The following is a 24827-nucleotide window of genomic DNA, read 5'->3' as shown; positions in this document are numbered from 1 at the left end:
GGCCAAGCGCGCAAACCTCGCGAAAAGCGCTGGATCTGTCCGCCAACAGCGAACATCGAACAGCTGTGCCCGGGCCCTGGAACACGTAAGGTTCCAGCTCCGTTGGCCGATGCACGGGTGTCGGAACAGTCTCACCGTCAGATTGCCGGGTGTTTCTTTCCGTAGCCCCAGATAGCATCGATAAGGTCAGCGAGACCGGGGTCTCACCGAGTCTCACCCCCACTGACCGCACGAGGAGCGCAGATGTTCGAGAGGTTCACCGACCGCGCCCGCCGTGTTGTTGTCCTGGCCCAGGAGGAGGCCAGGATGCTCAACCACAACTACATCGGTACCGAGCACATCCTGCTGGGGCTGATTCATGAGGGCGAGGGAGTCGCAGCCAAGGCGCTGGAGTCCCTCGGCATCTCGCTCGACGCTGTCCGCGAGCAGGTGCAAGAGATCATCGGTCAAGGACAGCAGGCCCCCTCCGGCCACATCCCGTTCACGCCCCGCGCCAAGAAGGTGCTGGAACTGTCGTTGCGGGAAGCGCTCCAACTGGGGCACAACTACATCGGCACCGAGCACATCCTGCTCGGCCTCATCCGCGAGGGTGAGGGCGTCGCCGCCCAGGTGCTGGTCAAGCTGGGCGCCGACCTCAACCGCGTGCGCCAGCAGGTCATCCAGCTGCTGTCCGGCTACCAGGGCAAGGAGCCGGCCGCGGCCGGCGGTCCGGCCGAGGGCACGCCGTCCGGTTCGCTGGTCCTCGACCAGTTCGGCCGCAACCTCACGCAGGCCGCCCGCGAGGGCAAGCTCGACCCGGTCATCGGCCGGGAGAAGGAAATCGAGCGGGTCATGCAGGTGCTGTCGCGACGCACCAAGAACAACCCCGTTCTGATCGGTGAGCCCGGGGTCGGCAAGACGGCGGTCGTCGAGGGCCTGTCCCAGGCGATCATCAAGGGCGAGGTGCCCGAGACGCTGAAGGACAAGCAGCTCTACACGCTTGACCTCGGCGCCCTGGTCGCCGGTTCTCGCTACCGCGGTGACTTCGAGGAGCGCCTGAAGAAGGTCCTCAAGGAGATCCGCACCCGCGGCGACATCATCCTGTTCATCGACGAGATCCACACCCTCGTCGGGGCCGGTGCCGCCGAGGGCGCGATCGACGCCGCCAGCATCCTGAAGCCGATGCTGGCCCGCGGTGAGCTCCAGACCATCGGTGCCACCACGCTCGACGAGTACCGCAAGCACATCGAGAAGGACGCCGCCCTGGAGCGCCGGTTCCAGCCGGTCCAGGTCCAGGAGCCCTCGCTGGCCCACGCCATCGAGATCCTCAAGGGCCTGCGCGACCGGTACGAGGCGCACCACCGGGTCTCCATCACCGACGCGGCCCTGGTCGCGGCGGCGACGCTGGCCGACCGGTACGTCAACGACCGGTTCCTGCCGGACAAGGCGATCGACCTGATCGACGAGGCCGGGGCGAGACTGCGCATCCGTCGCATGACCGCTCCGCCGGACCTGCGCGAGTTCGACGAGAAGATCGCGCAGACCCGCCGCGACAAGGAGTCTGCGATCGACGCGCAGGACTTCGAGAAGGCGGCCTCGCTGCGAGACGGCGAGAAGAAGCTGCTGGCGGCCAAGGCCGAGCGCGAGAAGCAGTGGAAGGCCGGCGACATGGACGTGGTCGCCGAGGTCGACGAGGAACTGATCGCCGAGGTTCTGGCCACGGCGACCGGCATCCCGGTGTTCAAGCTCACCGAGGAGGAGACCACGCGTCTGCTCCGGATGGAAGACGAGCTGCACAAGCGGATCATCGGCCAGGTCGACGCGGTCAAGGCCATGTCGCAGGCGATCCGCCGTACCCGGGCCGGTCTGAAAGACCCGAAGCGTCCCGGTGGCTCGTTCATCTTCGCCGGTCCGACCGGTGTCGGTAAGACCGAGCTCGCCAAGGCGCTCGCCGAGTTCCTGTTCGGCGACGAGGACTCGCTGATCCAGCTCGACATGTCCGAGTTCTCGGAGAAGCACACGGTCTCGCGGCTGTTCGGTTCTCCTCCCGGCTACGTCGGCTACGAAGAGGGCGGCCAGCTCACCGAGAAGGTGCGCCGCAAGCCGTTCTCCGTGGTGCTGTTCGACGAGGTCGAGAAGGCCCACCCGGACATCTTCAACTCGCTGCTGCAGATTCTGGAAGACGGTCGCCTGACCGACTCCCAGGGCCGCATGGTGGACTTCAAGAACACCGTGATCATCATGACGACGAACCTGGGTACCCGGGACATCGCCAAGGGTGTGCAACTCGGTTTCCAGTCCGGCAGCGACACGAAGACCAGCTACGAGCGCATGAAGGCGAAGGTCGCGGAGGAGCTCAAGCAGCACTTCCGCCCGGAGTTCCTCAACCGGGTCGACGACACCATCGTGTTCCCGCAGCTGTCGCAGGACGAGATCATCGAGATCGTCGACCTGATGATCGCCAAGCTCGACGAGCGTCTGAAAGACCGGGACATGGGCATCGAGCTCACCCCGGCCGCGAAGATCGCCCTGGCGCACAAGGGTTACGACCCCGTGCTCGGTGCCCGGCCGCTGCGCCGTGCCATCCAGCGCGAGATCGAAGACACCCTGTCCGAGAAGATCCTCTACAACGAGCTCAAGCCCGGTCAGATCGTTCTGATCGACGCGGAGGGTGAGCCGGCGACGGCGCACTTCAGCTTCCGCGGAGCCTCGAAGGGCGGATCGATCCCGGAGCTGGCGCCCGCGGGCGAGAAGGGGGCACCGCCGGTCACCGGCGAGGCCACTCCCTCCGCCTGATCCACCAGCCGCACGACCGGAGGCCGGAATCCCCCAGGGGGTTCCGGCCTCCGGCCTTTTCGTGACGAGGCTGCGCTTTCGGGCACGGGCATGAGAACATCGATGGGTGGCTGACTTCCGTGTCCGGCGTGCCCGCACCACCGATGTCTCCACCATCGGCCGACTGGTGTCCGGATATGCCGACCAGCGCATCCTCCTGCACAAGGAGACGGTCACCTACTACGAAGACGTGCAGGAGTTCCGGGTCGCGGTCGACGCTGACGACACGGTGATCGGCTGCGGCGCCGTGCATGTGCTGTGGGAAGACCTGGCCGAGGTGCGCACGCTGGCCGTCTCGTCCGACTGGCGCGGTGCCGGCGTCGGGCACGCCCTCCTCGACACGCTGGTCGAGCAGGCCACCGAACTGGGTGTGAGCCGGTTGTTCTGCCTCACGTTCGAGGTGAAGTTCTTCGAGCGTCACGGTTTTCGCGAGATCGAGGGCACCCCGGTCGAGCCCGGCGTCTACACCGAGATGCTGCGCTCGCGGGACGAGGGGGTGGCCGAGTTCCTCGACCTGGCCCGGGTGAAGCCGAACACCCTGGGCAACAGCAGGATGATCCTCGATCTCTAAACGGCCAGTCTCCGCACCAGTTCCGTCACGTCGGGCTCTTCCAGCGTGAGGCTCCGCACCGGGGCCCGCGACACCACGTCGGCCAGCACCTTCGAGATCTTCACCTGGCCCGGGACCAGGCCGAGCCGCTGGCGCAGGCCACCCGCCTCGACCGCGATCAGGTCCGCTCCGGGCAGGTCGTCCAGCGGCGCCACCGGCCGGAGCAGATCGACGACGAGCACGCGTTCGGTGCCGAGGAGCTCGTTCAGGGCCGACACGTTGCCGTCGAACCCGATGCGTCCCTCCACGCCCACCAGCAGCCGGGGGCACAGCGACTCGATGTCGGCCAGGTCGCTCGTGACCAGCAGCAGAGCCCGCCCGTGCATCCGGTTCTCCTGGCGCAGCACCGATCTCAGCCGTTCCTTGCTGGGTGCGTCCATCCCGCGCATCGGCTCGTCGAGGATCAGCACCTCCGGCTCGGGCAGCAGGGCGGCGACGAGCTCGGCCCGCCGGCGCTGCGCCGGGGTGAGGTCTTCCACGGGTGTCTTGAGGACGCGGCTCAGCTCCAGCCGCTCGGAGAGTTCCCTCGCGCGGTGGTCGGGTACGTCGTAGAACCGGCACAGTCGGGTGAGGGAATCGCCGAGCAGGTCGTCCAGCCACAGCTGTGAGTGCTCGTTGACGATGGTGCCGACCCGGCCGGTGAGTTCACGCTGCGCGGTGCCGGGGTTCAGGCCCAGGACGGAGATCGAGCCGAAGGACGGCGCGCAGTGGCCGGTGGCCAGCCTGGCCAGGCTGGTCTTGCCCGCGCCGGGCGGCAGCAGCACGCCGACCGCCTCACCGGCCGCGACCGTGAACGACACGCCGTCGAAGAGCCGGTGGCGGCGGCGGAGCGGGCCCCGGCGCGGCTCTAGTCCCACGTGCCCGAAGGCGATCGCGGGACGCGTCGATGCCGGCTGGGTGGGCGGCTGACCCCCGTCACTGTGCGCCACGCGTTGAGATTATCGAAGATTTAAGGCATTCAGACGACACCCGTAACGTATGGGTTCTGTACTCCCGTACGGGTCTTATGCCGGGAGCTGGTAGTGATCACCGGGCAGCGGCTCGACCAGGCCGTCCTCGATCAGCCCGGACAGGCAGCGGGACCGCTGGCCGGGCTCGCGCAGGGCACTGTCGGGCACCTGGATCACCAGCTGCGGGTGCGAGAGCGGTTCCCGGCTGCCGCGCAGGGCCGCCATCAGGGCGCCGCGGATCTGCCGGTCGGTGCCGGCCCAGGCCTGGCCCTTACGGGCGGGGCCGGAGTGCGGCGGGGAACCGGCCAGGCGCCAGGCGCACTGGGCGGACACCGGGCAGTCCACGCACTTGGGCGACCGGGCGGTGCAGATCAGGGCGCCCAGTTCCATCACGGCCACGGCCCAGCGAGCGGCCCGGGCGTCTTCCTCCGGCAGCAGCTCGGTGGCCAGCCGGGTCTCGGCGGCGGTGACGGCCGGCGGCGGGTACTCGGTCCCGGTGACGGTACGGGCGAACACCCGGCGCACGTTGGTGTCGAGCACGGCGTGGCGCTGGCCGAACGCGAAACTGGCCACGGCGGCGGCTGTGTACGACCCGATGCCCGGCAGCGCGAGCAGCTCGGCGTGGTCGCCGGGCACCTCACCGCCGTGCTGGTCGACGATCGCCTGGGCGCACGCGTGCAGGCGCAGGGCGCGGCGCGGGTACCCGAGCCGGCCCCAGGCGCGAATCACTTCGCCGGGTGGCTCTTTCGCCATGTCGGCCGGTGTGGGCCAGCGTTCGACCCACTCCTTCCAGATCGGCAGCACCCGGCTCACCGGGGTCTGCTGCAGCATGATCTCGCTGATCAGGATGTGCCAGGCCGGGCAGCCGGGCTCGCGCCAGGGGAGATCCCGGTTGTGCATGTCGTACCAGGCCAGGATCGGGCGGTGCAGCGGGTGGACGGCGGCCGGGGACGTCTTCGCGGGGGTCATGGTCTCCGTCTCATGGTTTCTGCGGGGGTTTCATCCCAGCCCCTTCGCCGGCCGAAGGACACTCGTGCCGGTTCGGTGACCACACGCGTCCATCATTCTTCGCCGGCCCTTGAGGCCAGGGGGACGCGTGTCTCTCAGATGTACCGCTCCAGGATGCTGGACTCGGCCAGGCGGGACAGGCCCTCACGCACGGCCCGGGCCCGCTGGTCGCCGACGCCCTCCACGAGCATCAGGTCGTCCAGGTTGGCGGCGAGAAGTTTCTGCAGGTCGCCGAAGTGGTCGACCAGGCGCTCGACGATCGCGCCGGGCAGGCGCGGGACCTTCGTGAGCAGGCGGTAACCCTTCGGGCTGATCGAGGCGTCGAGCGCGTCGCCGCCCTGGACGAAGCCCAGCACCCGGGCCACCAGGCCGAGGTCGACCAGGTCGTTCGAGGCGATCTCGGCCAGGGCCGCCACCACCTCGGGCATCGAGCGCTCGCGGCGCGTGGCGTCGAGGTAGTCGCGGATCACCAGGTCGCGGTCGGGGCCCACGCCACCGATCAGCTCGTCGAGCTGCAACGAGAGCAGCCGGCCGTCGGTGCCGAGTTCGACCACGTAATGCTGGATCTCGTCGGAGATGCGGCGAACCATCTCGAGGCGCTGGATGACGATCGACACGTCGCGGACCGTGACCAGGTCTTCGATCTCGAGCGCGGACAGCGTGCTGGTGACCTCGTCGAGCCGGGCCTTGTAGCGCTCCAGCGTGGCCAGGGCCTGGTTGGCCTTGCCGAGGATCGCGTCGGAGCCCTCCAGCACGTAGCGCCGGCCGGCCACGTAGAGCGCGATGATGCGCATCGACTGGCTGACCGAGACCACCGGATAGCCGGTCTGTTTGGCCACCCGCTCGGCGGTGCGGTGGCGGGTGCCGGACTCGTCGGTCTGGATCGTCGGGTCGGGCACGAGCTGCACGGCGGCCCGGAGGATGTGCGAGCCGTCCTGATCGGTGACGATCGCCCCGTCCATCTTGGCCAGCTCGCGCAGCCGGGTGGCGGAGAACTCGACGGCGAGATTGAAACCACCGGTGCAGATGCTCTCGACCAGGGGATCGTGACCGAGCACGATCAGCGCCCCGGTGCGGCCCCGCAGAATTCGCTCTAGGCCGTCACGCAGTGTCGTGCCCGGCGCCACGGCGGCAAGGGTGTACCGCAGCAGCTCTTCGGGAGTGCGCTCCACAACCACGGGGGGAAGTCTATCCGCCCCCGGAACCGGCTCGGGTACAAAGGCCCTGGCCCCCCGCTCCGGAGGCTCTCCGGCGGCCCGGGGACGCTCCCGCCCGAGACTGTCGGTGGGGCCGCGTAGGTTCTGTGGGGTGAGCACATCTGACGCCCGGCGGGGTTCGGCAGCGCGTACCAAGAAGTCCGGGCGGGACAACCCGGGATACCGGTGCGCCGAGTGCGGGTGGACGACGGCGAAGTGGGTCGGCCGGTGCGGTGAGTGCCAGGCCTGGGGCACCGTCATGGAGGCCACGCCCGCGGCGGCAGCCCCGGTGACCAAGGCCCGCACGGTGTCCGAGAGGGCCCGGCCGATCGGCGAGATCACCACCGAGAACGCGAAGACCTGGTCCACCGGGGTCGAGGAGCTCGACCGGGTGCTGGGCGGCGGCATCGTCAGCGGGGCCGTGGTGCTGCTGGCCGGTGAGCCCGGCGTCGGCAAGTCCACGCTGCTGCTCGACGTGGCCAGCCGCGCCGCCCAGAACACCCGCACGGTGCTCTACGTCACCGGTGAGGAGTCGGCGAGCCAGGTGCGGCTGCGGGCCGAGCGCATCGGCGCGCTGCGCCCCCGCCTGCTGCTCGCCGCCGAGACCGACCTGAGCACCGTGCTCGGCCACGTCGAAGACGTGCAGCCCGACCTGCTGGTGGTCGACTCGGTGCAGACCATCGCCAGCGACGCGATCGACAGCTCGGCCGGCAGCGTCTCCCAGGTGCGCGAGGTGGCCGCCTCGCTGATCCGGGTGGCCAAGGAGCGCGGCATGGCCGTCGTCCTGGTCGGCCATGTCACGAAAGACGGCTCGATCGCCGGCCCCCGCGTGCTCGAGCACCTGGTCGACGTGGTCTGCCAGTTCGAGGGCGACCGCCACTCCCGTCTGCGCCTGGTGCGGGCCGTGAAAAATCGCTACGGCCCGACCGACGAGGTGGGCTGCTTCGACCTGTCCGAGGTGGGCATCGTCGGGCTCACCGACCCCAGCGGCCTGTTCCTGTCCCAGCACGCGCACCCGGTACCGGGCACCTGCGTCTCGGTCACGCTGGAAGGCCGGCGCCCGCTGGTCAGTGAGGTACAGGCGCTGGTGGCCCCGACCAACGCGAACAATCCGCGCCGGGCCACCTCCGGTCTCGACAACAGCCGGGTCTCGATGATTCTGGCGGTGCTGGAGCGCCGGGCCGGGGCGCGGCTCTCGGGCAACGACGTCTACGTCTCCACGGTCGGTGGTGTGCGCCTGGCCGAGCCCGCCTGCGACCTGGCGGTGGCGCTCGCGGTCGCCGGTGCCGCCATCGACCGCCCCCTGGCCGCCGGCACGATCGCGATCGGCGAGGTGGGCCTGGCCGGTGAGGTGCGCCCGGTCGCCGGGGTCGGCCGCCGCCTGGCCGAGGCCGCCCGCCTGGGCTTCACCTCGGCCTTCGTCCCGGCCGGCACACGAGACGCGGCCCCTGCCCCCGAGGGCATGGAGGTCCACGAGGTCCCCGACGTCCTGACCGCCCTCAGCCGAGCCGCCTTCCCGATCGTCGGAAGCCGGGGAGAGCGAGGCGAACGAGGTTGAAGACCAGGGGAGCCGAGCCGAGCCGCGCCGAGCCGCGCCGAGCCGAGCCGCGCCGAGCCGCGCCGAGCCGCGCCGAGCCGCGCCGAGCCGCTGAAGGGGCCACGGTTCGGGCACCGAAGCGGGATCGTGTGCAGTTCTTGCGCTATAGCCGCAACGGCTGCACACGATCCTCAGCCTTCGGCCGGGAGGCGCCTCTGCTTGCTCCCCGGCGAAACGGGGACGCCTGCCCAGCCGGTGAGGATGGTGGCCAAGGCCTGGGAGACCAAGGCCTGGAAGACCGGGGCCTGGGAAGCAGGGGGCGGGGAGATCGCTTGGTTGCACGAACGGGGGCCCTTGCCCCTTCAGCCCCTCAGCGCCGGCGCCAGAGGCCTTCCGGGGCCTGGTACGAGAACAGGTTGACGGCGTAGTCGACCGAGGTACCGGGGTGTGAGGCCAGGATGCGGTCGGCGTGCTCGGCGCTGAATTCGATGCGGACCACGGCCTCGAAGTCGGCGCGGGTGGGCATGTCCCAGCGGATGTCGAGGGCATGACGGGTCCAGCCCTGCCGGGCCCAGAAGGCCTCGACGGCGGCCGGGTCGTAGTCGGGCAGCCAGTTCTGGAACCAGCGTCCGAAGGTGGAGCGGGTGGCGTCGTTGTCGATGACGAACGCGGTGCCGCCCCGGCGCAGCACCCGGCGGACCTCGGCCAGGCCGGGTTCGCAGCCCGGGCCGAAGAAGTAGGCCCAGCGGGCGTGCACCACGTCGATCGTCCCGCTGGGCACGGGCAGGGTCTGGGCGGTGCCCGCGCGCACGTCGATCCGGGCGCGCAGGGCCTCGTCGTCGAGGGCGGCCACCCGGCGCCGGGCCAGCTGCACCAGGGGCGGGTGCGGCTCGACGCCGATCACGCAGGCGGCGGCAGCGGCGAAACGGGGTAGGTGAAAGCCGCTGCCGCAGCCGATGTCCAGAACGGTGGCGCCGTCCCAGGACCGGATCGAGCGCATGGACGTCTCGAGCACACCGTCCGGATCGACGCTGCGGTTCTCCATCTCGTAGACGCCCGGATGCCGCCAGATGTTCGGGCTGGGGATGACGCCGGACACGTCAGCGGGCGCGCGTGGTGGCCGGGTGCACGGTGAGGGGGATCAGCTTGCGGGCTCCGGTGACCTGGTCGCAGTGCTGGGCCAGCACGTCGTAGGCGGCTTGGCCCATCAGCTCGACCAGCTCCGGGCGCAGGCTGCGGTAGACCGGCTCCCGGCCGACGTGAGCCTGCGGGTTGCCGGTGCAGTACCAGTCCAGATCGTGCCCGCCGGCCCCCCAGCCGCGCCGGTCGTACTCGCTGATCGTCACCTCGAGGTAGCTGGTGCCGTCCGGGCGCTCGATCGTGCGGTACGAGCGGCGGATCGGAAGCTGCCAGCAGACGTCCGGTTTCAGCTCCAGCGGTTCCCGCTCCTGCGCCCAGGCGAGCTTGTGCAGGGAGCAGCCGTCACCGGCGGCGAAGCCCGGCCGGTTCAGGAAGATGCAGGCGCCGTCGACGACCCGGGTCTTGCGCTGGCCGTCGGGGTCGACCTCGATCCAGCCGTCACGCTCGCCCTCGTCGGCGTACTGCCAGATGGTGGGGTCGAGCATCTTCACCGACTCGGTGACCCGCTGCTCGTCCTCCTCGTCGGCGAAGTGCGCGCCGAGGGTGCAGCATCCGTCGTCGGGGCGGTCGGCGTAGATACCGCCGCAGCCGCTGCCGTAGATGCAGGTCCAGTTGGACGTCAGCCAGGTCAGATCGCAACGGAAGACCTGCGCGGGCTGGTCGTCGTCCTCGATCTCCTCGTCGTCCTCAAGATCGTCCGGGTCGTCGGAGTTCCCGGAGCCCTCGTGATCGGCAGTGAAGCCGACCACGACGTCCTCGAGTTCGTCCTCAATCTCGTCGATGTTCGAGGTGTCTTCGATCGCGTCGGCGGGCTCGGGGTCGGGGAACTCGAGCCAGAGCCGGGCCGGGTCGAGTCCGATCTCCGGCGCGGGGGGATGGGGCATGGCCGACAATGTAAGCCCTGCGATGTGCGTCTTCCACGCAAGGGCACTGAATCCTTCCCGGTGGCGGCGCCGGGGTGGGGTACTTTCGCGGAATGCGGCTGGGAGTTCTCGACGTGGGTTCCAACACGGTGCATTTGCTGGTGGTCGACGCCCACCCCGGAGCCCGGCCGCTGCCGGCGTCGTCGCACAAGGCCGAGCTGCGGCTGGCCGAGCAGCTGGACGGGGACGGGCGCATCTCCCCGGCCGCCGAGAAGTCACTGCTGGCCTTCGTCGAATCGAGCCTGACGGTGGGCGAGGACCTGGGGGTCGAGGAGGTCATCGGCTTCGCCACCTCGGCCATCCGCGACGCCCCCAACGGTGAGGCCCTGCTGACCCGGGTGCGCCAGGAGACCGGCGTCGACCTGCGGGTGCTGGCCGGCGGTGACGAGGCCCGCCTGACCTTCCTGGCCGTGCGCCGCTGGTTCGGCTGGTCGGCGGGGCGCCTGCTGGTGCTGGACATCGGCGGGGGATCGCTCGAGATCGCCTCGGGTCTGGACGAACTGCCCGACGTGGCCATCTCCGTGCCGCTGGGGGCCGGGCGCCTGACCCGCGACCGGCTGGCCGGTGACCCGCCGGACGCCGATCAGGTGCGGGCGGCCCGCCGGTACGTGCGGGCCGAGATCGGCCGGGTGGTGCGCGACGTGGTGCGCGGCGGGACGCCCGACCAGACGGTGGGCAGCAGCAAGACCTTCCGGACGCTGGCGCGCATCTGCGGCCCGGCCGACGCTCAGACCCCGGTGCGCACCCTGCGTCGTGCCGACCTCACCGAGTGGGTTCCCCGCCTGGCCGCGATGACCGAGATCCAGCGGGCCGAACTGCCGGGTGTCTCGGCCGGCCGAGCCCGCCAGATCCTGGCCGGGGCACTGGTCGCCGAGGCCGCGATGGAACTGCTCGGCGTGGAGAGTATGCAGATCAGCCCGTGGGCGCTGCGCGAGGGCGTGATCCTGCGCCGGCTCGACGACGTGATGAGCGCGGCCGGGCCCGGCATCTAGGGCCAGTACGCCGCGCGGGTGAGCCCCGCACGGGCCGGGGAGGGTGTGCACAAGCGCCCACAGCGGGAGTGACTACGCTGAACGGCATGGGCCGATCGAGCAGTGGCCAGCCGGACGACCGCAACACCAGGTCGTCCAGGCTGCCGACAGCGAAGGTGGCGCTGTCGACCAGCTCCGTTTACCCGGAGTCCTGCGCCGACGCGTTCGAGATCGCAGCACGTCTGGGGTACGACGGCGTCGAGGTGATGGTGTGGACCGATCCGGTCAGCCAGGACACCGGCGCCCTCAAGAGACTCTCGCAGCACTACGGCGTGCCGGTTCTCTCGGTGCACGCCCCGACACTGCTGGTGACCCAGCGGGTCTGGGGCAAGGAGCCGTGGGCGAAGCTGGAGCGCTCGCTGCAGATGGCCGAGGACCTGGGGTCCGGGGCCGTGGTGGCGCACCCGCCGTTCCGCTGGCAGAAGGAGTACGGCGCGGCCTTCGTCGACGGCGTCGCCGCGCTCAACGATCACTTCTCGGTGCCGCTCGCGGTGGAGAACATGTACCCGTGGCGGGCCCGCAGCCGTGAGGTGATGGCCTACTCCCCGGGCTGGAACCCGCTGGAGCAGCCGTACCGCCACGTCACGCTGGACTTCTCGCACGCCGCGACCGCCGGGGGAGACTCCCTGGAGATGGCCCGCGCGCTGGGCGACCGGCTCACCCACATCCATCTGGCCGACGGGGCCGGCTCGGCCAAGGACGAGCACCTGCTGCCCGGCCGCGGCACCCAGCCCTGCGGCGAGGTGCTCGACCTGCTCTCCGAACGGAACTGGGCGGGTGTGGTCGCGGTCGAGGTGAACACCCGAAAGTGCCGCACCCGGGCCGAGCGTGAGGCCGAGCTGACCGAGTGCCTGACGTTCGCTCGCGAGCACCTGGCCTCGGCCGACCTCACGCCCACCCGATAGCGAAACCGTGGGCCCCGGTGGAGGGATTTCCGGAGCCCACGGTCGTTCTCGTCACCCCATGTGCGGGTAGCGCCAGTCCACGGCGGGCTCGAACGTCTCCTTGATCGACCGGGTCGAGGTCCACCGCTGAAGGTTCTGCGGGGCCCCGGCCTTGTCGTTCGTGCCGGAGGCGCGGGCACCGCCGAACGGCTGCTGCCCGACCACGGCGCCGGTCGGCTTGTCGTTGATGTAGAAGTTGCCCGCGGCGAACCGCAGCGTCTCCATCACCGAGGCCACGGCCTGCCGGTCCTGCGCGATGATCGCGCCGGTCAGGGCGTACTTCGAATCGGTCGCGATGCTCTGCGCGATCTTCTCGAAGTCGGCGTCCTCGAACACGTGCACGGCCAGGATCGGGCCGAAGTACTCGGTGGTGAGCGCCTCGTCGGTGGGGTCGTCCACCACGAGCACGGTCGGGTCGACGAAGTAGCCCACGCTGTCGTCGGTCGTGCCGCCGGCCAGGATCTCGACACCCGGAGCGGTGCGGGCCCGCTCCAGAGCCTGGGAATGCTTCGCGAACGCCCGCTCGTCGATGACGGCCGAGGTGAAGTTGCCGAAGTCGGTCACCGGGCCGACGGGCAGGCTCTTTGTGGTCTCGGCGAGGCCGTCGCGAAGCCGGGCCCAGACGCTGCGCGGCACGTAGGCCCTCGACGCGGCCGAGCACTTCTGCCCGGAGTACTCGAAAGCGCCTCGCACCATGGCGGTCCGCAGCACGTCGACGTCGGCGCTGGGGTGGGCCAGGATGAAGTCCTTGCCCCCGGTCTCGCCGACGATGCGCGGGTAGGAGCGGTACTGCGTGATCCGCGAGCCGACCTCCTGCCACAGGTGCTGGAAGGTCGCGGTGGATCCGGTGAAGTGGATACCCGCCAGGTCGGGGTCTTCCAGCACCACGGACGACACCTCCGGACCGGCGCCGTGCACCAGGTTGATCACACCGGCGGGCAGGCCCGCGGCGGTCAGCAGGCGCATCGTGTACTCGGCCGAGAGAGCCTGCGTGGGGCTGGGCTTCCAGACCACCGTGTTACCCATCAGGGCCGGGGCGGTGGCCAGGTTGGCCGCGATCGAGGTGAAGTTGAACGGCGTGATCGCGTAGACGAACCCCTCGAGCGGCCGGTGGTCGAGGCGGTTCCAGATGCCGGGGGAGTTGGCGGCGGGCTGCTCGGCGTAGATCTGCCGGGCGAAATGCGCGTTGAAGCGCCAGAAGTCGGCCAGCTCGCAGACCGCGTCGATCTCGGCCTGGTAGATGGTCTTGGCCTGGCTGAGCATGGTGGCGGCGTTGGTGACCGCGCGCCAGCTACCGGTGAGCAGGTCGGCGGCCTTGAGCAGCACCGCGGCCCGGTCGTCGATGGAGAGGGCGGCCCAGGCCGGGGCGGCCTTCTTCGCGGCGGCGATCGCGGCCGCCGTGTCGTCAGCCGTGGCGGCCTTGAAAGTGCCCAGCACGTGCGACTTGTCGAACGGTGCGACGACGTCGAAGGGGTCCCCACCGCCGGCGACGGGCCGGCCGTCGATCCAGTTGGTGATCTCCAGCCGGGTGCCCCAGATCTCCTTGAGGGCGGGTTCCAGGGCGGCGCGCTCGGCGCTGCCGTCCGCGTAGGAGCGCGGCGGCTCGTTGACCGGAGCGGGGACCTGCGTGATCGCGTCCATTATTCTGCCTTTCGTTCTAAGGGTTTTCAGGAGTTGAGGTGACGAAGAAGGAAGAGCACGTTCGCCGGGCGCTCGGCCAGGCGGCGGATGTAGTAGCCGTACCAGTCGGTGCCGAAGGGCAGGTACACGCGCACGTCGATGCCGGCCGCCGCGAGCAGGCGCTGCTCGTCGGTGCGGATGCCGTAGAGCATCTGGAGTTCCCAGTCGCCCCGGTCGCGGCCCCGGACGCAGGCCTCCGTCACCAGGGACATGTCGTGCGTGGCGATCATCGGGTGCCCGGCGCCGGCGAACAGGATCTCCAGACAACGGCGGTAGGCGGCGTCGACGTCGGCCTTGGCCGGGTGAGCCACCGAAGCCGGTTCCGCGTAGGCGCCTTTCACCAGGCGCACGCGAGATCCGGCGGTGGCCAGGTCGCGGCAGTCGCCCTCGGTGCGGTAAAGCGCGGCCTGCAGCACGGCACCCACCCAGGGGTACTGGGCGCGCAGTTCGGCGAGGGTGCCCAGCGTGGAGTCGACCGTGGTGTGGTCTTCCATGTCCAGGGTCATCGTGGTGCCCGCGGCCTGGGCCGCCTCGGCCACGGTGAACGCGTTCTCCAGGGCGATCTTGTCGCCGTCGGCGCCCAGGGCCTGACCGAAGGCGGAGAGCTTCACCGACACCTCGGCCCGGTCGGCCAGCCCGGCCTCGGACAGCGCGGTCAGCAGCGAACGGTAGGAGGCCGCCGTCTGCGCGGCCTGGGCCTTGTCGGTGATGTCCTCACCGAGCACGTCGAGCGTCACGGCCAGTCCCTGCTCACGCAGTGACCGGGTGACCTGCAGGGCGGACGTGGAGTCCGGCCCGGCGATGAACCGGCGAACCATCTTGCGGCTGATGGGCAGCGCGCTCACGGAGGCCCGGACCGGCCGGGTCTGTGCGGCCGCCAGCAGGAGTTTCGGCATACGGCCCAGGCTAGGAGCGAGGCGGGGGTGCCACCATGTGCAGATGTCACGAGCCGTTCCGACGATTGTCGAAGCCCCCTGGTGAGCGGCGCGACCGAGTCGGACCCCCGGGCGCTGCAGGAACTGGTCGACGACGTGTCGGACCTGCTCCAGGCCCCGGCCACACTCGAGGACACCGGATTCGCCCTGGTGGCCTACGGGTCGCACGCCGCGGACGGGGTGGATCAGGTGCGGGCGGCGTCGATCCTGCGCAAGACCGCGACCGCGCAGGTACGCGGTTACTTCCTCAACCACGGCATCGCCTCGGCGACGCAGCCGGTGCGCATCCCGGCCGATGAATCGCAGCAGATCGCGGCGCGGGTCTGTATCCCGGTCCGGTCCGGCGGCCGTACCCACGGCTATCTCTGGGTGGTCGAGCCCGCGACCGGGGTGGCCGCGGAGGCCCTGGCCCAGGTGGCGCCGCTCGCGGATCGCGCCGGGGCGCTGCTCGCGCGGCGGGCGGGGGTGGCTGACGAGCGGGCGGCTCTCGTCGGTGAGTTGCTGATGGGGGACGCATCGCCCGCGGCCGGCGCCTGGCGGCGCCTGATGGCGCTGGGTGAGTTGGTGGCTGGTGAAGCTCTGGTGGTGGCCGTGATCCGGGCCGCCGACGGAACGATAACCCGCACGGTGACGTCGGTTCCGGCCGCCTCGGAGCCGGAGGTGGCTGCTCGGCGGGTGGCCCGGCGGCTCCCGGCCGGGGCCGTGGCCGGGGTGAGCGAGGCGTGCCGGGTGCGGTTCGGTGAGGGGACGCCGGCCGGCTCCGGACCGGGTTCGCCTTCTGATTCCGGTTCGGGCAGGGCTGATGGCCCGGGCCCGGAGGGCCCGGGGGCTGCGGACCAGGCCTCGGCGGCCGCGCTCGTGGCCGCCGCCCGCCAGGCCGAGGCCGCCGCGGTCACGGCCGGTGCCCGGCCCCACCTCGGACCGGTGCTGAGCTGGGCCGATCTCGGGTTCTACCGGGTACTCGCGCAGGGTCCGGCCGCGGTCGAGGCCCTGATCGCGGGCACCCCGGCCGCGCGACTGCGGGAGAAGGCCGATGCCGACCTGATCCGCACGGCGCTGGTCTGGCTGGACTCCGGGGGCAACGCGGCCCGCACGGCGGCCATGCTCTCCGTGCACCGCCAGACCCTCTACTACCGGCTGGAACGCATCGAGCAGTTCGCCGGGGTGGACCTGGACGAGGGGGAGGCGAGGCTGGGGCTGCACATCGGCCTGGCGCTGGGCGAGGTGCTGGCGAAGTACCAGGGCTGAGGAGCTCCGGAGACATCGTGTGCATTCCTTGCGCCCCGCCCGCAAGGAATGCACACGATGAAGGCCCGCCCCGGGCGGCCAGGCGGGCGGGCATCATGGGCGGCATGGTTGAGCAGGGTGAACAGGTTGGGCCGGAGGACGCCATCGGCCGGGTCGCGATCCTCGGTGCCGGGAACATGGGCGGCACGATCCTCGCGGGTCTGCTGCGGGCCGGACGGGGGCCGGGCGACGTGGTGGTCTCGGCCCGGCGTCCCGAGCGCGCGCAGGAGCTGAAGCTGCAGCACGGCGTCGAGGTGATGAACAACGTCGAGGCCGCGGCCTGGGGCGACACGGTGATCGTCGCGGTCAAGCCGCGCGACGTGGGCGGCCTCCTGACCGAGATCAGCCCGGCGCTGCGCCCCGGCACCCTGGTGATCTCGCTGGCCGCCGGGCAGACCATCGCCTCGCTGGAGGGCAACGTGCCCGAGGGCACCCCGGTGATCCGGGTCATGCCGAACACCCCGTCGCTGGTCGACCAGGGCATGTCGGTGCTCAGCCCGGGCACCCACTGCCGCCCCGAGCACACCGAGCGCGCGCAGGAACTGCTCAGCGCCACCGGCAAGGTGCTCCAGGTGCCCGAGTCGTACCAGGACGCCGTCACCGCGGTCAGCGGTTCCGGCCCGGCCTACGTGTTCTACGTGGCCGAGGCGATGATCGAGGCCGGCGTGCTGCTGGGACTGCCCCGCCCGACGTCCACCGAGCTGGTGGTGCAGACCCTCTTCGGCGCGGCCACGATGCTGCGGCAGACCGGCACCCACCCGAGCATCCTGCGCGAGCAGGTCACCAGCCCGGGCGGCACCACCGCGGCGGCCCTGCGGCTGCTCGACGACCAGCGGGTCCGGGGCGCGTTCGTCTCCGCGATCGAGGCGGCCTGCCAGCGCTCGGAGCAGTTGTCGAAGAGCTGAGAGGCCGTTTCACCACGTGACGTAACGGCGGAGCCTGCCAGGATCTCGTACCAGCGATTACCGTGGGGGCTGTGGAGGCACTGCGGCTGGTCTGGGACGAGGCGTTCACCGCCTACGACTTCGGGGTCGAGCATCCGATGGCCCCGATCCGGCTGGAGCTCACCGCCCGGCTGGCCGACGCGCTGGGCCTGCTCGACGCGGCCGGGGTGCACGTGGTCAGTGCCGAACCGGCCTCCGACGAGCTGCTGCTCACCGTGCACGAGCAGGCCTACGTCGAGGCGGTGCGCCGGGCCTCGACCCGCCCGACGCTGGAAGACCTGAGGTTCGGCCTGGGCAGCAGTGACGTGCCGACCTTCCCGGGCATGCACGAGGCGAGCGCCCGGATCTGCGCCGCCAGCCGCGACGTCGCGCTCGCGGTCTGGTCGGGGCAGGCCGAGCACGGGGTGAACTTCACCGGCGGTCTGCACCACGCCATGCCCGGGGCGGCCAGCGGTTTCTGCGTCTACAACGACGTCGGGGTGGCCATTCAGGCACTGCTCGAGGCCGGTGCGAAGCGGGTGGCCTACGTGGACGTCGACGTCCACCACGGTGACGGTGTGGAGAAGATCTTCTGGGACGACCCCCGGGTGCTCACGATCTCCCTGCACGAGAACGGCCGGGTGCTCTTCCCCGGCACCGGTTTCCCCGAGGAGATCGGTGGGGCGCAGGCCCAGGGCGAGGCCGTCAACGTGGCGCTGCCGCCCGGCACCTCGGACGCCGGCTGGCTGCGGGCCTTCCACGCGGTGGTACCGCCCCTGCTGGCCGCCTTCGAGCCCGACGTGCTGGTCACCCAGCAGGGCTGCGACTCGCACGTGCTCGATCCGCTGGCCCACCTGGCCCTGTCGCTCGACGCGCAGCGGGCCTCCTACGAGGCTCTGCACGACTTCTCCCACCGTTACGCCCACGGCCGCTGGGTGGCCTTCGGCGGAGGCGGGTACGAGGTGGTCGACGTGGTGCCCCGGGCCTGGGCCCATCTCATCGCGATCGCGGCGCACCGTCCGGTGCCGCCGGGTACGGACGTTCCCGCGAGCTGGCGGGACTACGTCGCCGCCCGCTGCGGCCGCAGCGCCCCGCAGCGGATGACCGACGGCGCGAACATCGACTACCGCTCGTGGGCCACCGGCTACGACCCCGCCGACGCGATCGACCGGGTCGTCCTGGCGACCCGCAAGGCGATCTTCCCGCTGCACGGTCTCGACCCCTATTTCGACTGACCCGCGGGTAAGGATCTGTCCCCCGAACGGGGCTCCGACCCGGACGTTGAGGCACACCTGGGCCGTACCGGTGGGTTGAGGACGAAAAAGGGGCAGTTCGGTGGAGAAGCCAGCCCGGTAATTCGGACTAGTCGGCAACTCGATTCACACATCAGGCTCACTTACACCTATGGTTGGTTACGGGGCGTTGCCGAACGTATCCGGAGCGAAGTCGACATCCGGTGCGGGAGGGTCAGAACGGCCCATGTTCCGCACTCCGCAGCCCTACCGAGGGGAGACCTGAGATGACCGCCGTGCGTGCCCTGCCCAGGGGAGATTTCGAAGTCCGTTTCCTCACCGTGGCCGAGGTGGCCGGGATCATGAGGGTGTCGAAAATGACCGTTTACCGCCTCGTCCACGCCGGTGAGCTGGCTGCGATGCGGGTCGGCCGCTCGTACCGGGTTCCGGAGCGGGCGGTGCAGGAGTATCTGCGTCACTCCTACATGAACGGCAACAGCGAAACCGCCTGACGGCCGTCCGACGGCACCCGATCCGTCGGGGAACCGGAGGGCGAGACCGGGGGCACCACGTCCGAGGCGCTACCCTGGGGACCAGGTACGGCTGGTGTGGGTCTTCCCGCGCCGCGAGCAACCTTGATCCCGCGCAGGTGTCGCGGGCGACCCGATCTACGAACTGCGAGGACCCGTGGGCTCCGTCATCAAGAAGCGCCGCAAGCGGATGGCTAAGAAGAAGCACCGCAAGCTGTTGCGCAAGACGCGTCACCAGCGTCGCAACAAGAAGTAGAAACACCTGACCCGAACGTAGTACCGCACACCGGCGGCCAGTACTCACTGGCCGCCGCGCGTGCTTTGTGCGTTTCGTGCGTCAGAATGGGAAAGGTTCGGTGGCGGTATGAGCAGGTCGGTGCTGGTGACCGGGGTCGCCCGCTATCTCGGTGCCCGCTTTGCCCGGCTGCTCGCGCAGGAACCCGGGGTGGACCGGGTGGTGGGGGTCGATGTCATCGCCCCGCCCTACGACATCGGCGCCGCGGAGTTCGTGCGGGCCGACATCCGGAACTCGATGATCGGCCGGATCATCGAGCAGACCGGCGTGGACACCGTCGTGCACATGAGCGTGATCGCCACCCCGGTCTCGGCCGGGGGCCGCACGGCGCAGAAAGAAATCAACGTGATCGGCACGATGCAGCTGCTCGCCGCCTGCCAGCGGGCGACCCGGCTGCGACGGCTGGTGGTGAAGTCCACCTCGGCGGTCTACGGCAGTAGCCCGCGCGATCCGGCCATGTTCACCGAGACCCTGGTGGGAAAGCATCCGCCGCGCACCGGCTGGGGCAAGGACTCGGCCGAGGTCGAGGAGTACGTGCGCGGGTTCAGCCGCCGCCGGCCCGAGGTCGAGGTGGTGACCCTGCGGCCGGCGAACATCGTCGGCCCGGGCATCCGCACCTCGATGACCGACTACTTCAGCCTGCCGGTGATCCCGGGGGTGCTCGGCTTCGACCCGCGCCTGCAGTTCCTGCACGAGGACGACGCGCTGGAGGCGATCCGCCGGGCCACGCTCGGCGACGCGCAGGGCGTGATCAACGTGGCGGGGGACGGCGTGATCGGCCTGGGGCAGGCGGCCGGGTTCGCGGGCCGTCCGACCGTCGGGTTGCCACCGCGCCTGGCCGGGCTGATGGGTAGCGTCTACCACCGCGGCGGTCTCGCCGACTTCAGCCCCGACCAGGTGCGTTACCTGCGCTTCGGCCGCTGCCTCGACACCACCCGCATGCGTGAGCAACTCGGCCTCGAGCCGGCGTACACCACCCGTGAGGCGTTCCTGGATTTCGTGCGCACCCGCGGACTGCGCGGTCCGCTCTCGCCCGAGGTGGTGAACGCGGTCGAGCGCAAGGTCGTGAACTGGCTCCGCCCGCCGGGGTCCGCGAGGGCCACCCGGACCGCGGAAGCTCAGCCTCGTCCTCCATTCCCGGACACCCCGTGAGCGCGACCGACCCCGACGGCATCGCCGCCGGCCAGGTACGCGCGGGTGCCGCGCGGGCCGCGGCCGAACGCAACCGGCGTCACCTGAACCCCCTGCTCTCGGTGCCGGACGAGCCGCCCCCGGCGGTTCCCGACGCGGCGATCGCGCGGCCCACGGTGGTGCCCGCCTCGTCCACCGCCTCGATGGTGCTCTCGATCGCCGGGCAGATCGGTCAGTCGATGCTCACCGCGATCACCGAGGTGCCCGACGAGCAGAGCGAGAACAAAATGGAGGACGAGGCACCTCACCCCGACGACGCCCCGGACCGGCTGCTCGATCTCCTCGAGTTCCTCCGGACCCGTCTGGCCGGCGACTACGAGATGGACGAGTTCGGTTTCGATCCGGCGTTCGCCGACGCGGTACCCCTCAGCCTGCTGCGCCCGCTGTACAAGAACTGGTTCCGGGTGGAGGTGAGAGGTGCGGAGAACATCCCGGCCACCGGCGGGGCGCTGATCGTGGCCAACCACTCCGGGGCGATCCCGGTGGACGCCCTGATGACGGCCGTGGCGGTGCGCGAGGAACGCGAGCGCCACCTGCGCATCCTCGGCGGCGACCTGGTCTTCCAGACGCCGGTGCTCTCGACGCTGGCGCGGAGGGCGGGCGCCACCCTGGCGGCCAACCCGGATGCCGAACGGCTGCTGTCGTCGGGGGAACTCGTCGGGGTCTGGCCGGAGGGCTACAAGGGCATCGGGAAACCCTTCTCCGAGCGCTACAAACTGCAGCGGTTCGGTCGCGGCGGGTTCGTGTCGGCGGCGCTGCGCACCGGGGTGCCGATCGTGCCGTGCTCGATCGTGGGGGCCGAGGAGATCTACCCGATCATCGCCAACGTTCCGGCGCTGGCCCGGCTCCTGGGTCTGCCCTACCTACCGGTGACGCCGTTCTTCCCGCTGCTGGGACCGCTCGGCGCGGTGCCGCTGCCGAGCAAGTGGCTGATCGAGTTCGGCCCGCCGATCCTGCCGGAGGCGGCCGGACCGCAGGCGGCGGACGACCCGATCCTGGTGTTCGACCTGACCGACCGGGTCCGCCAGACGATCCAGCAGACCCTCTACTCGCTGCTGGTTCAGCGCCGGTCGGTCTTCTTCTGACGGTGGGCCAGCGCGCCGGCGGCGAAACCGGCCACCACTCCGGCCCCGGCGGCGGGCAGCCCGATCTTCGCCGCGCGCCGGGTGGTGCGGTAGTCGTGCACCTGCCAGCCGTTGGCCCGGGCGTGGGCCCGCAGCCGGGAGTCGGGGTTGATCGCGACCGGGTGGCCGACCAGGGAGAGCAGCGGGATGTCGTTGGAGGAGTCGCTGTAGGCGGCGCACCGGCGCAGTGACAGACCTTCGCGCCGGGCCAGGGCGGAGACGGCGTCGGCCTTGGCCTCGCCGTGCATCGGGGCCCCGACCAGCTGGCCGGTGTACCGGCCGTCGACGTGCTCGGAGATCGTGCCCAGGGCGCCGGTCAGGGCCAGGCGCTGGGCGATCACCTCGGCGATCTCGATCGGGGTGGCGGTGACCAGCCAGACCCGCTGCCCGGCGTCTTCGTGCATGCGGGCCAGAGCCAGTGTGCCGGGCCAGATCTTGTTGGTCAGGATGTCTTCGAAGACCTCCTCACCGATGGTGCGCATCTCGGCGACCGACCGCCCGGCGATGAACGCCAGGGCGCGGGTCTGCACCTCGGCCAGCGCGTGCGGGTGCTCGCCGACGGCCAGGAAGCGGGCCTGTTGCAGGGCGAACCGGCAGATGTCGCGCGGCGTGAGGAAACCGCGGTGATAAAGACCTCGGGCCAGATGGAAGATCGATGCCCCGCGGACGATGGTGTTGTCCACGTCGAAGAAGGCGGCCGCGGTCGGGTCGCCCGGGCGAGCCGGTGGGGAGTGGCTCTCCACCATCCGGATCTCGGCGTCCGACATGGCGGGGAGTCTACGCGTGCGCCCACCCGGGTACAGGCCGGGCAACGCCGACAGGAAGTGACGCCGGCCTGAACAACCATGAATTGCCGGAGGTCACGAGTGGGTTACGGGGAAGGGTGGGGACGTAATGTTGGGTGCGTGCCAGACGTTACCGACGATCAGCCGCGAATCACTCTGATCGGCAAACCCGGTTGCCATTTGTGCGACGACGCCCGGATCGTTGTGGAAAAAGTCTCAATCGAAACCGGGGCAGGCTGGAAGGAAATTTCCATTTCGGACCACCCCGATCTGGCCGCCCGCTATGCCGAGCAGATCCCGGTGGTGCTGGTCGACGGCGCGCAGCACGACTACTGGCGGGTCGACGAGCAGCGGCTGCGAACGGCCCTCACCCGGCGTAAAGGCTTCTTCTCCCGCCGTGACCGATGAGTTGGCAACTTTGTGCATACGTTCACAAGCGCTTAGGCTGGGTAACGAAACTCCGGCATGACTGCGCCGGTCACAAGGCGCCAGTCGTCCCTCATCAGGGGTACCAAAGGCATCGAAGGAGCCGGCCGACTGTGACCCGACCACGCCCCGCGCGGCTCGTCCGTTCAGAGCGAGCCACCCGCGACGGAATACCCGAGGCAACGGTCTCCCGGCTTCCGTTCTACCTCCAGGCGCTCACCGCCCTCGCCGAGCGTGGTGTGGCGACCGTCTCGTCCGAGGAGCTCGCCACGGCTGCCGGAGTCGGTTCCGCAAAACTTCGTAAAGACCTTTCCCACCTCGGTTCGTACGGAACACGTGGTGTGGGTTACGAGGTCCAGTACTTGATTTACCAAATTTCGCGTGAACTCGGTCTGACGCAGGACTGGAAGGTCGTGATCGTCGGAATCGGAAATCTTGGCCACGCGCTCGCGAACTACGGCGGATTCACCTCCCGGGGATTCACCGTCGCGGCTCTGGTCGACGCCGATGCCCGGGTCGTCGGGGAAACTGTGGCCGGTCTCACCGTCACCGGCCTGGATTCGCTCGACCAGACGGTGTCGTCGCTCGGCATCCAGATCGGCGTGGTCGCCACGCCCGGGCCCGCGGCCCAGGAGATCTGTGACCGGCTCGTCGCCGCCGGGGTCACCGGGGTGCTCAACTTCGCCCCGTGCGTGCTCACCGTGCCCGACGGCGTGATGGTGCGCCGCGTCGACCTGGCCACCGAGCTCCAGATCCTGGCTTTCCACGAGCAGCGCCGCGCCGCCGGCCGCCTGGCCGGCGAGATGCCGGCAGAACCGCAGGACCTGTCCGAGGCGCTGGGCGCCATCGGGGAACCCCGCACCACCCTGACGAAGTCGAGAGCCGAGGCAGCCGGATGAGCATCATGATCGTCGGGCTGTCGCACCGCACCGCCCCGATCGGGCTGCTGGAACGCACCACGCTGAACACGCAGGCTGCGTCCGACCTGGTGGCCAGGCTCTGCCGGGGTGACCACGTCGCCGAGGCGATCGCCCTGGTCACCTGCAACCGGCTCGAGGTGTACGCGGAGGTCAGCAAGTTCCACGGCGGCATCGGCGAGATCGGGGCCGGGCTGGCCGAGGCCACCGGCGTGCCGCTGGACGAGCTCACCGAGCACCTCTATGTGCACTACGAGAACGCCGCGGTCGCCCACCTCTTCCAGGTCACCTGCGGGCTGGACTCGATGGCCGTGGGGGAGCAGCAGATCCTCGGGCAGGTCCGGGTGGCGCTGCGCTCCGCCCAGGCCACCGGCTCGGCCGGGCGCACCATCGGCCATCTGGTGCAGAACGCCCTGCGGGTGGGCAAGCGCGTGCACTCCGAGACCCTGCTCGACAAGGCTGCGCCGAGTCTGGTCGAGGCCGGTCTGCGCACGGCCGGCGAGGTGCTCGGCCCGCTGTCCGGCCTGAACGTGCTGGTGCTCGGCGCGGGAGCGATGAGTGGCCTGTCCGTAGCCTCCGCGTACCGCGCCCAGGCCGGCTCGATCTCCGTCTGCAGCCGCACCCTGCCGCGCGCCCAGCGCCTGGCCGAGTCGGCCGACGGGACGCCGGTGCCGCTGGAGCAGCTGCAGTCCGCTCTGGCCGCGGCCGACCTGGTGATCGCCTGCGCCGGGGCCACCGGCTACCTGGTGCGGCGCGAGGCGGCGGAACTCGCCGCTGCGGCCCGGAACGGCCGCCCGCAGGTCTACATCGACCTGGCACTGCCCCGCGACGTGGAACCGGAGATCGCCGACCTGCCCAGCACCCAGGTGTTCGACCTGGAACACCTCGGCCAGATCCTGACCGCGCAGGGCCTGGCCGAAGACCTGGCCGAGGCCCGCGCGATGGTCGAGCTCGAGGTCGCGACCTATCTCGCGGATCAGCGAGCCAAGGAGGTCGCGCCGACCGTCGTCGCTCTGCGCGCCATGGCCCGCTCGGTGATGGAGGCGGAGCTCGGGCGGCTGTCCGGCCGCCTGGACGGGCTCGACCCCGGCGTCTTCGCCGAGCTGGAACAGACCGTGCACCGGGTGGTGGAGAAACTCCTGCACCAGCCCACCGTGCGGGTGAAGGAACTCGCGGCCGCGCCGGGTGGCGACACCTACGCCGAGGCGCTGCGCCTGTTGTTCAATCTCGGCCCCGCGCCGGAGGCCAAGGCCGGGGAACTGCCCGGGGTGGAGCTCGCCGTCACCCTGGAGCAGGACTCGATGACCGACCTCTCCGCGCTGCTCGGCCACAGCGGAGGAGCTTCGTGA

23 protein-coding genes are annotated in these 24827 nt (G+C 70.6%); 15 read left to right on the top strand and 8 right to left on the bottom strand.

The features are described from left to right. Positions 1-243: 243 nt before the first annotated feature. Together LR393_RS32755 and LR393_RS32750 are read left to right on the top strand one after the other, a co-directional pair. Positions 244-2775, top strand: coding sequence for an ATP-dependent Clp protease ATP-binding subunit (locus LR393_RS32755; RefSeq protein ID WP_231489094.1), 2532 nt, complete (start codon positions 244-246; stop codon positions 2773-2775). 106 nt (positions 2776-2881) lie between these two features. Continuing rightward, complete coding sequence (locus LR393_RS32750; RefSeq protein WP_231489093.1) at positions 2882-3385, top strand: amino-acid N-acetyltransferase; 504 nt, start codon at positions 2882-2884, stop codon at positions 3383-3385. On the opposite strand, the gene LR393_RS32745 is transcribed toward LR393_RS32750, so the two are convergent. The 3 genes from LR393_RS32745 to disA all read right to left on the bottom strand — a co-directional run bounded on the left by LR393_RS32745 (position 3382) and on the right by disA (position 6560). Next, positions 3382-4353 (bottom strand): ATP-binding cassette domain-containing protein, encoded by a 972-nt coding sequence (locus LR393_RS32745; RefSeq protein WP_231489092.1) that lies wholly within the window; start codon positions 4351-4353, stop codon positions 3382-3384. The genes LR393_RS32750 and LR393_RS32745 overlap by 4 nt on opposite strands. A 75-nt stretch (positions 4354-4428) precedes the next feature. Continuing rightward, positions 4429-5343, bottom strand: a complete 915-nt coding sequence (locus tag LR393_RS32740; protein ID WP_231489091.1) for an HhH-GPD family protein — start codon at positions 5341-5343, stop codon at positions 4429-4431. A gap of 134 nt (positions 5344-5477) precedes the next feature. Further along, positions 5478-6560 carry a DNA integrity scanning diadenylate cyclase DisA gene (gene disA / locus LR393_RS32735; protein ID WP_231489090.1) on the bottom strand — a complete coding sequence of 361 codons (1083 nt, stop codon included), beginning with the start codon at positions 6558-6560 and terminating at the stop codon, positions 5478-5480. 130 nt (positions 6561-6690) lie between these two features. Here disA and radA point away from each other — a divergent pair, with 130 nt between their 5' ends. Further along, the gene (gene radA, locus LR393_RS32730) at positions 6691-8136 is read left to right on the top strand and encodes a DNA repair protein RadA (protein ID WP_231489089.1); all 1446 of its coding nucleotides are present in this window, start codon (positions 6691-6693) and stop codon (positions 8134-8136) included. A 349-nt stretch (positions 8137-8485) separates the two neighbouring features. Here radA and LR393_RS32725 read toward each other — a convergent pair whose 3' ends face one another. Further along, positions 8486-9214 carry a class I SAM-dependent methyltransferase gene (locus tag LR393_RS32725; RefSeq protein WP_231489088.1) on the bottom strand — a complete coding sequence of 243 codons (729 nt, stop codon included), beginning with the start codon at positions 9212-9214 and terminating at the stop codon, positions 8486-8488. Position 9215: 1 nt separating this feature from the next. Continuing rightward, the gene (locus LR393_RS32720) at positions 9216-10139 is read right to left on the bottom strand and encodes a hypothetical protein (protein WP_231489087.1); all 924 of its coding nucleotides are present in this window, start codon (positions 10137-10139) and stop codon (positions 9216-9218) included. A 92-nt stretch (positions 10140-10231) separates the two neighbouring features. Between LR393_RS32720 and LR393_RS32715 the strand changes: the two genes are divergently transcribed. Next, complete coding sequence (locus LR393_RS32715; RefSeq protein ID WP_231489086.1) at positions 10232-11170, top strand: Ppx/GppA phosphatase family protein; 939 nt, start codon at positions 10232-10234, stop codon at positions 11168-11170. Positions 11171-11256: 86 nt separating this feature from the next. Further along, entirely contained in the window at positions 11257-12114 is an 858-nt protein-coding gene (locus LR393_RS32710) for a sugar phosphate isomerase/epimerase family protein (RefSeq protein ID WP_231489085.1), read from the top strand. Positions 12115-12165: 51 nt separating this feature from the next. Here LR393_RS32710 and pruA read toward each other — a convergent pair whose 3' ends face one another. Together pruA and LR393_RS32700 are read right to left on the bottom strand one after the other, a co-directional pair. After that, positions 12166-13794 (bottom strand): L-glutamate gamma-semialdehyde dehydrogenase, encoded by a 1629-nt coding sequence (gene pruA / locus LR393_RS32705; protein WP_231489084.1) that lies wholly within the window; start codon positions 13792-13794, stop codon positions 12166-12168. Between the two features lie 26 nt (positions 13795-13820). Further along, positions 13821-14729, bottom strand: a complete 909-nt coding sequence (locus LR393_RS32700; RefSeq protein WP_231489083.1) for a proline dehydrogenase family protein — start codon at positions 14727-14729, stop codon at positions 13821-13823. 81 nt (positions 14730-14810) lie between these two features. On the opposite strand from LR393_RS32700, the gene LR393_RS36800 reads away from it, so the two are divergent. The 7 genes from LR393_RS36800 to LR393_RS32665 all read left to right on the top strand — a co-directional run bounded on the left by LR393_RS36800 (position 14811) and on the right by LR393_RS32665 (position 21311). Continuing rightward, positions 14811-16016 (top strand): PucR family transcriptional regulator, encoded by a 1206-nt coding sequence (locus tag LR393_RS36800; protein ID WP_231489082.1) that lies wholly within the window; start codon positions 14811-14813, stop codon positions 16014-16016. Between the two features lie 104 nt (positions 16017-16120). Then, positions 16121-16960 carry a pyrroline-5-carboxylate reductase gene (gene proC / locus LR393_RS32690; RefSeq protein WP_231489081.1) on the top strand — a complete coding sequence of 280 codons (840 nt, stop codon included), beginning with the start codon at positions 16121-16123 and terminating at the stop codon, positions 16958-16960. Positions 16961-17097: 137 nt separating this feature from the next. After that, a complete protein-coding gene (locus LR393_RS32685; RefSeq protein ID WP_345718753.1) occupies positions 17098-18213 on the top strand; it encodes an acetoin utilization protein AcuC in 1116 nt (371 codons plus the stop codon). A gap of 284 nt (positions 18214-18497) precedes the next feature. Beyond that, positions 18498-18722, top strand: coding sequence for a helix-turn-helix domain-containing protein (locus LR393_RS32680; RefSeq protein ID WP_231489079.1), 225 nt, complete (start codon positions 18498-18500; stop codon positions 18720-18722). A gap of 175 nt (positions 18723-18897) precedes the next feature. Further along, a complete protein-coding gene (locus tag LR393_RS32675) occupies positions 18898-18996 on the top strand; it encodes a 30S ribosomal protein bS22 (protein WP_003792170.1) in 99 nt (32 codons plus the stop codon). Positions 18997-19104: 108 nt separating this feature from the next. Continuing rightward, positions 19105-20187 (top strand): NAD-dependent epimerase/dehydratase family protein, encoded by a 1083-nt coding sequence (locus LR393_RS32670; RefSeq protein ID WP_231489078.1) that lies wholly within the window; start codon positions 19105-19107, stop codon positions 20185-20187. Beyond that, positions 20184-21311 carry a lysophospholipid acyltransferase family protein gene (locus tag LR393_RS32665; RefSeq protein ID WP_231489077.1) on the top strand — a complete coding sequence of 376 codons (1128 nt, stop codon included), beginning with the start codon at positions 20184-20186 and terminating at the stop codon, positions 21309-21311. The genes LR393_RS32670 and LR393_RS32665 overlap by 4 nt, the downstream gene beginning before the upstream one ends. On the opposite strand, the gene LR393_RS32660 is transcribed toward LR393_RS32665, so the two are convergent. Next, the gene (locus tag LR393_RS32660; protein WP_231489076.1) at positions 21287-22117 is read right to left on the bottom strand and encodes an HAD family hydrolase; all 831 of its coding nucleotides are present in this window, start codon (positions 22115-22117) and stop codon (positions 21287-21289) included. The two genes, LR393_RS32665 and LR393_RS32660, sit on opposite strands and share 25 nt — an antisense overlap. 138 nt (positions 22118-22255) lie before the next feature. Between LR393_RS32660 and LR393_RS32655 the strand changes: the two genes are divergently transcribed. From LR393_RS32655 to LR393_RS32645, 3 genes are all read left to right on the top strand, one after another. Further along, on the top strand, positions 22256-22543 hold the full coding sequence (locus tag LR393_RS32655) for a glutaredoxin family protein (RefSeq protein WP_231489075.1): 288 nt from the start codon (positions 22256-22258) through the stop codon (positions 22541-22543). A gap of 131 nt (positions 22544-22674) precedes the next feature. Continuing rightward, positions 22675-23460 carry a redox-sensing transcriptional repressor Rex gene (locus tag LR393_RS32650; protein WP_231489074.1) on the top strand — a complete coding sequence of 262 codons (786 nt, stop codon included), beginning with the start codon at positions 22675-22677 and terminating at the stop codon, positions 23458-23460. Beyond that, positions 23457-24827, top strand: a complete 1371-nt coding sequence (locus tag LR393_RS32645) for a glutamyl-tRNA reductase (RefSeq protein ID WP_231489073.1) — start codon at positions 23457-23459, stop codon at positions 24825-24827. The genes LR393_RS32650 and LR393_RS32645 overlap by 4 nt, the downstream gene beginning before the upstream one ends.

The organism is Kineosporia mesophila, from assembly GCF_021129235.1.
Classification (GTDB): domain Bacteria; phylum Actinomycetota; class Actinomycetes; order Actinomycetales; family Kineosporiaceae; genus Kineosporia; species Kineosporia mesophila.
This window is presented reverse-complemented; position numbering and strand designations above follow the sequence as displayed.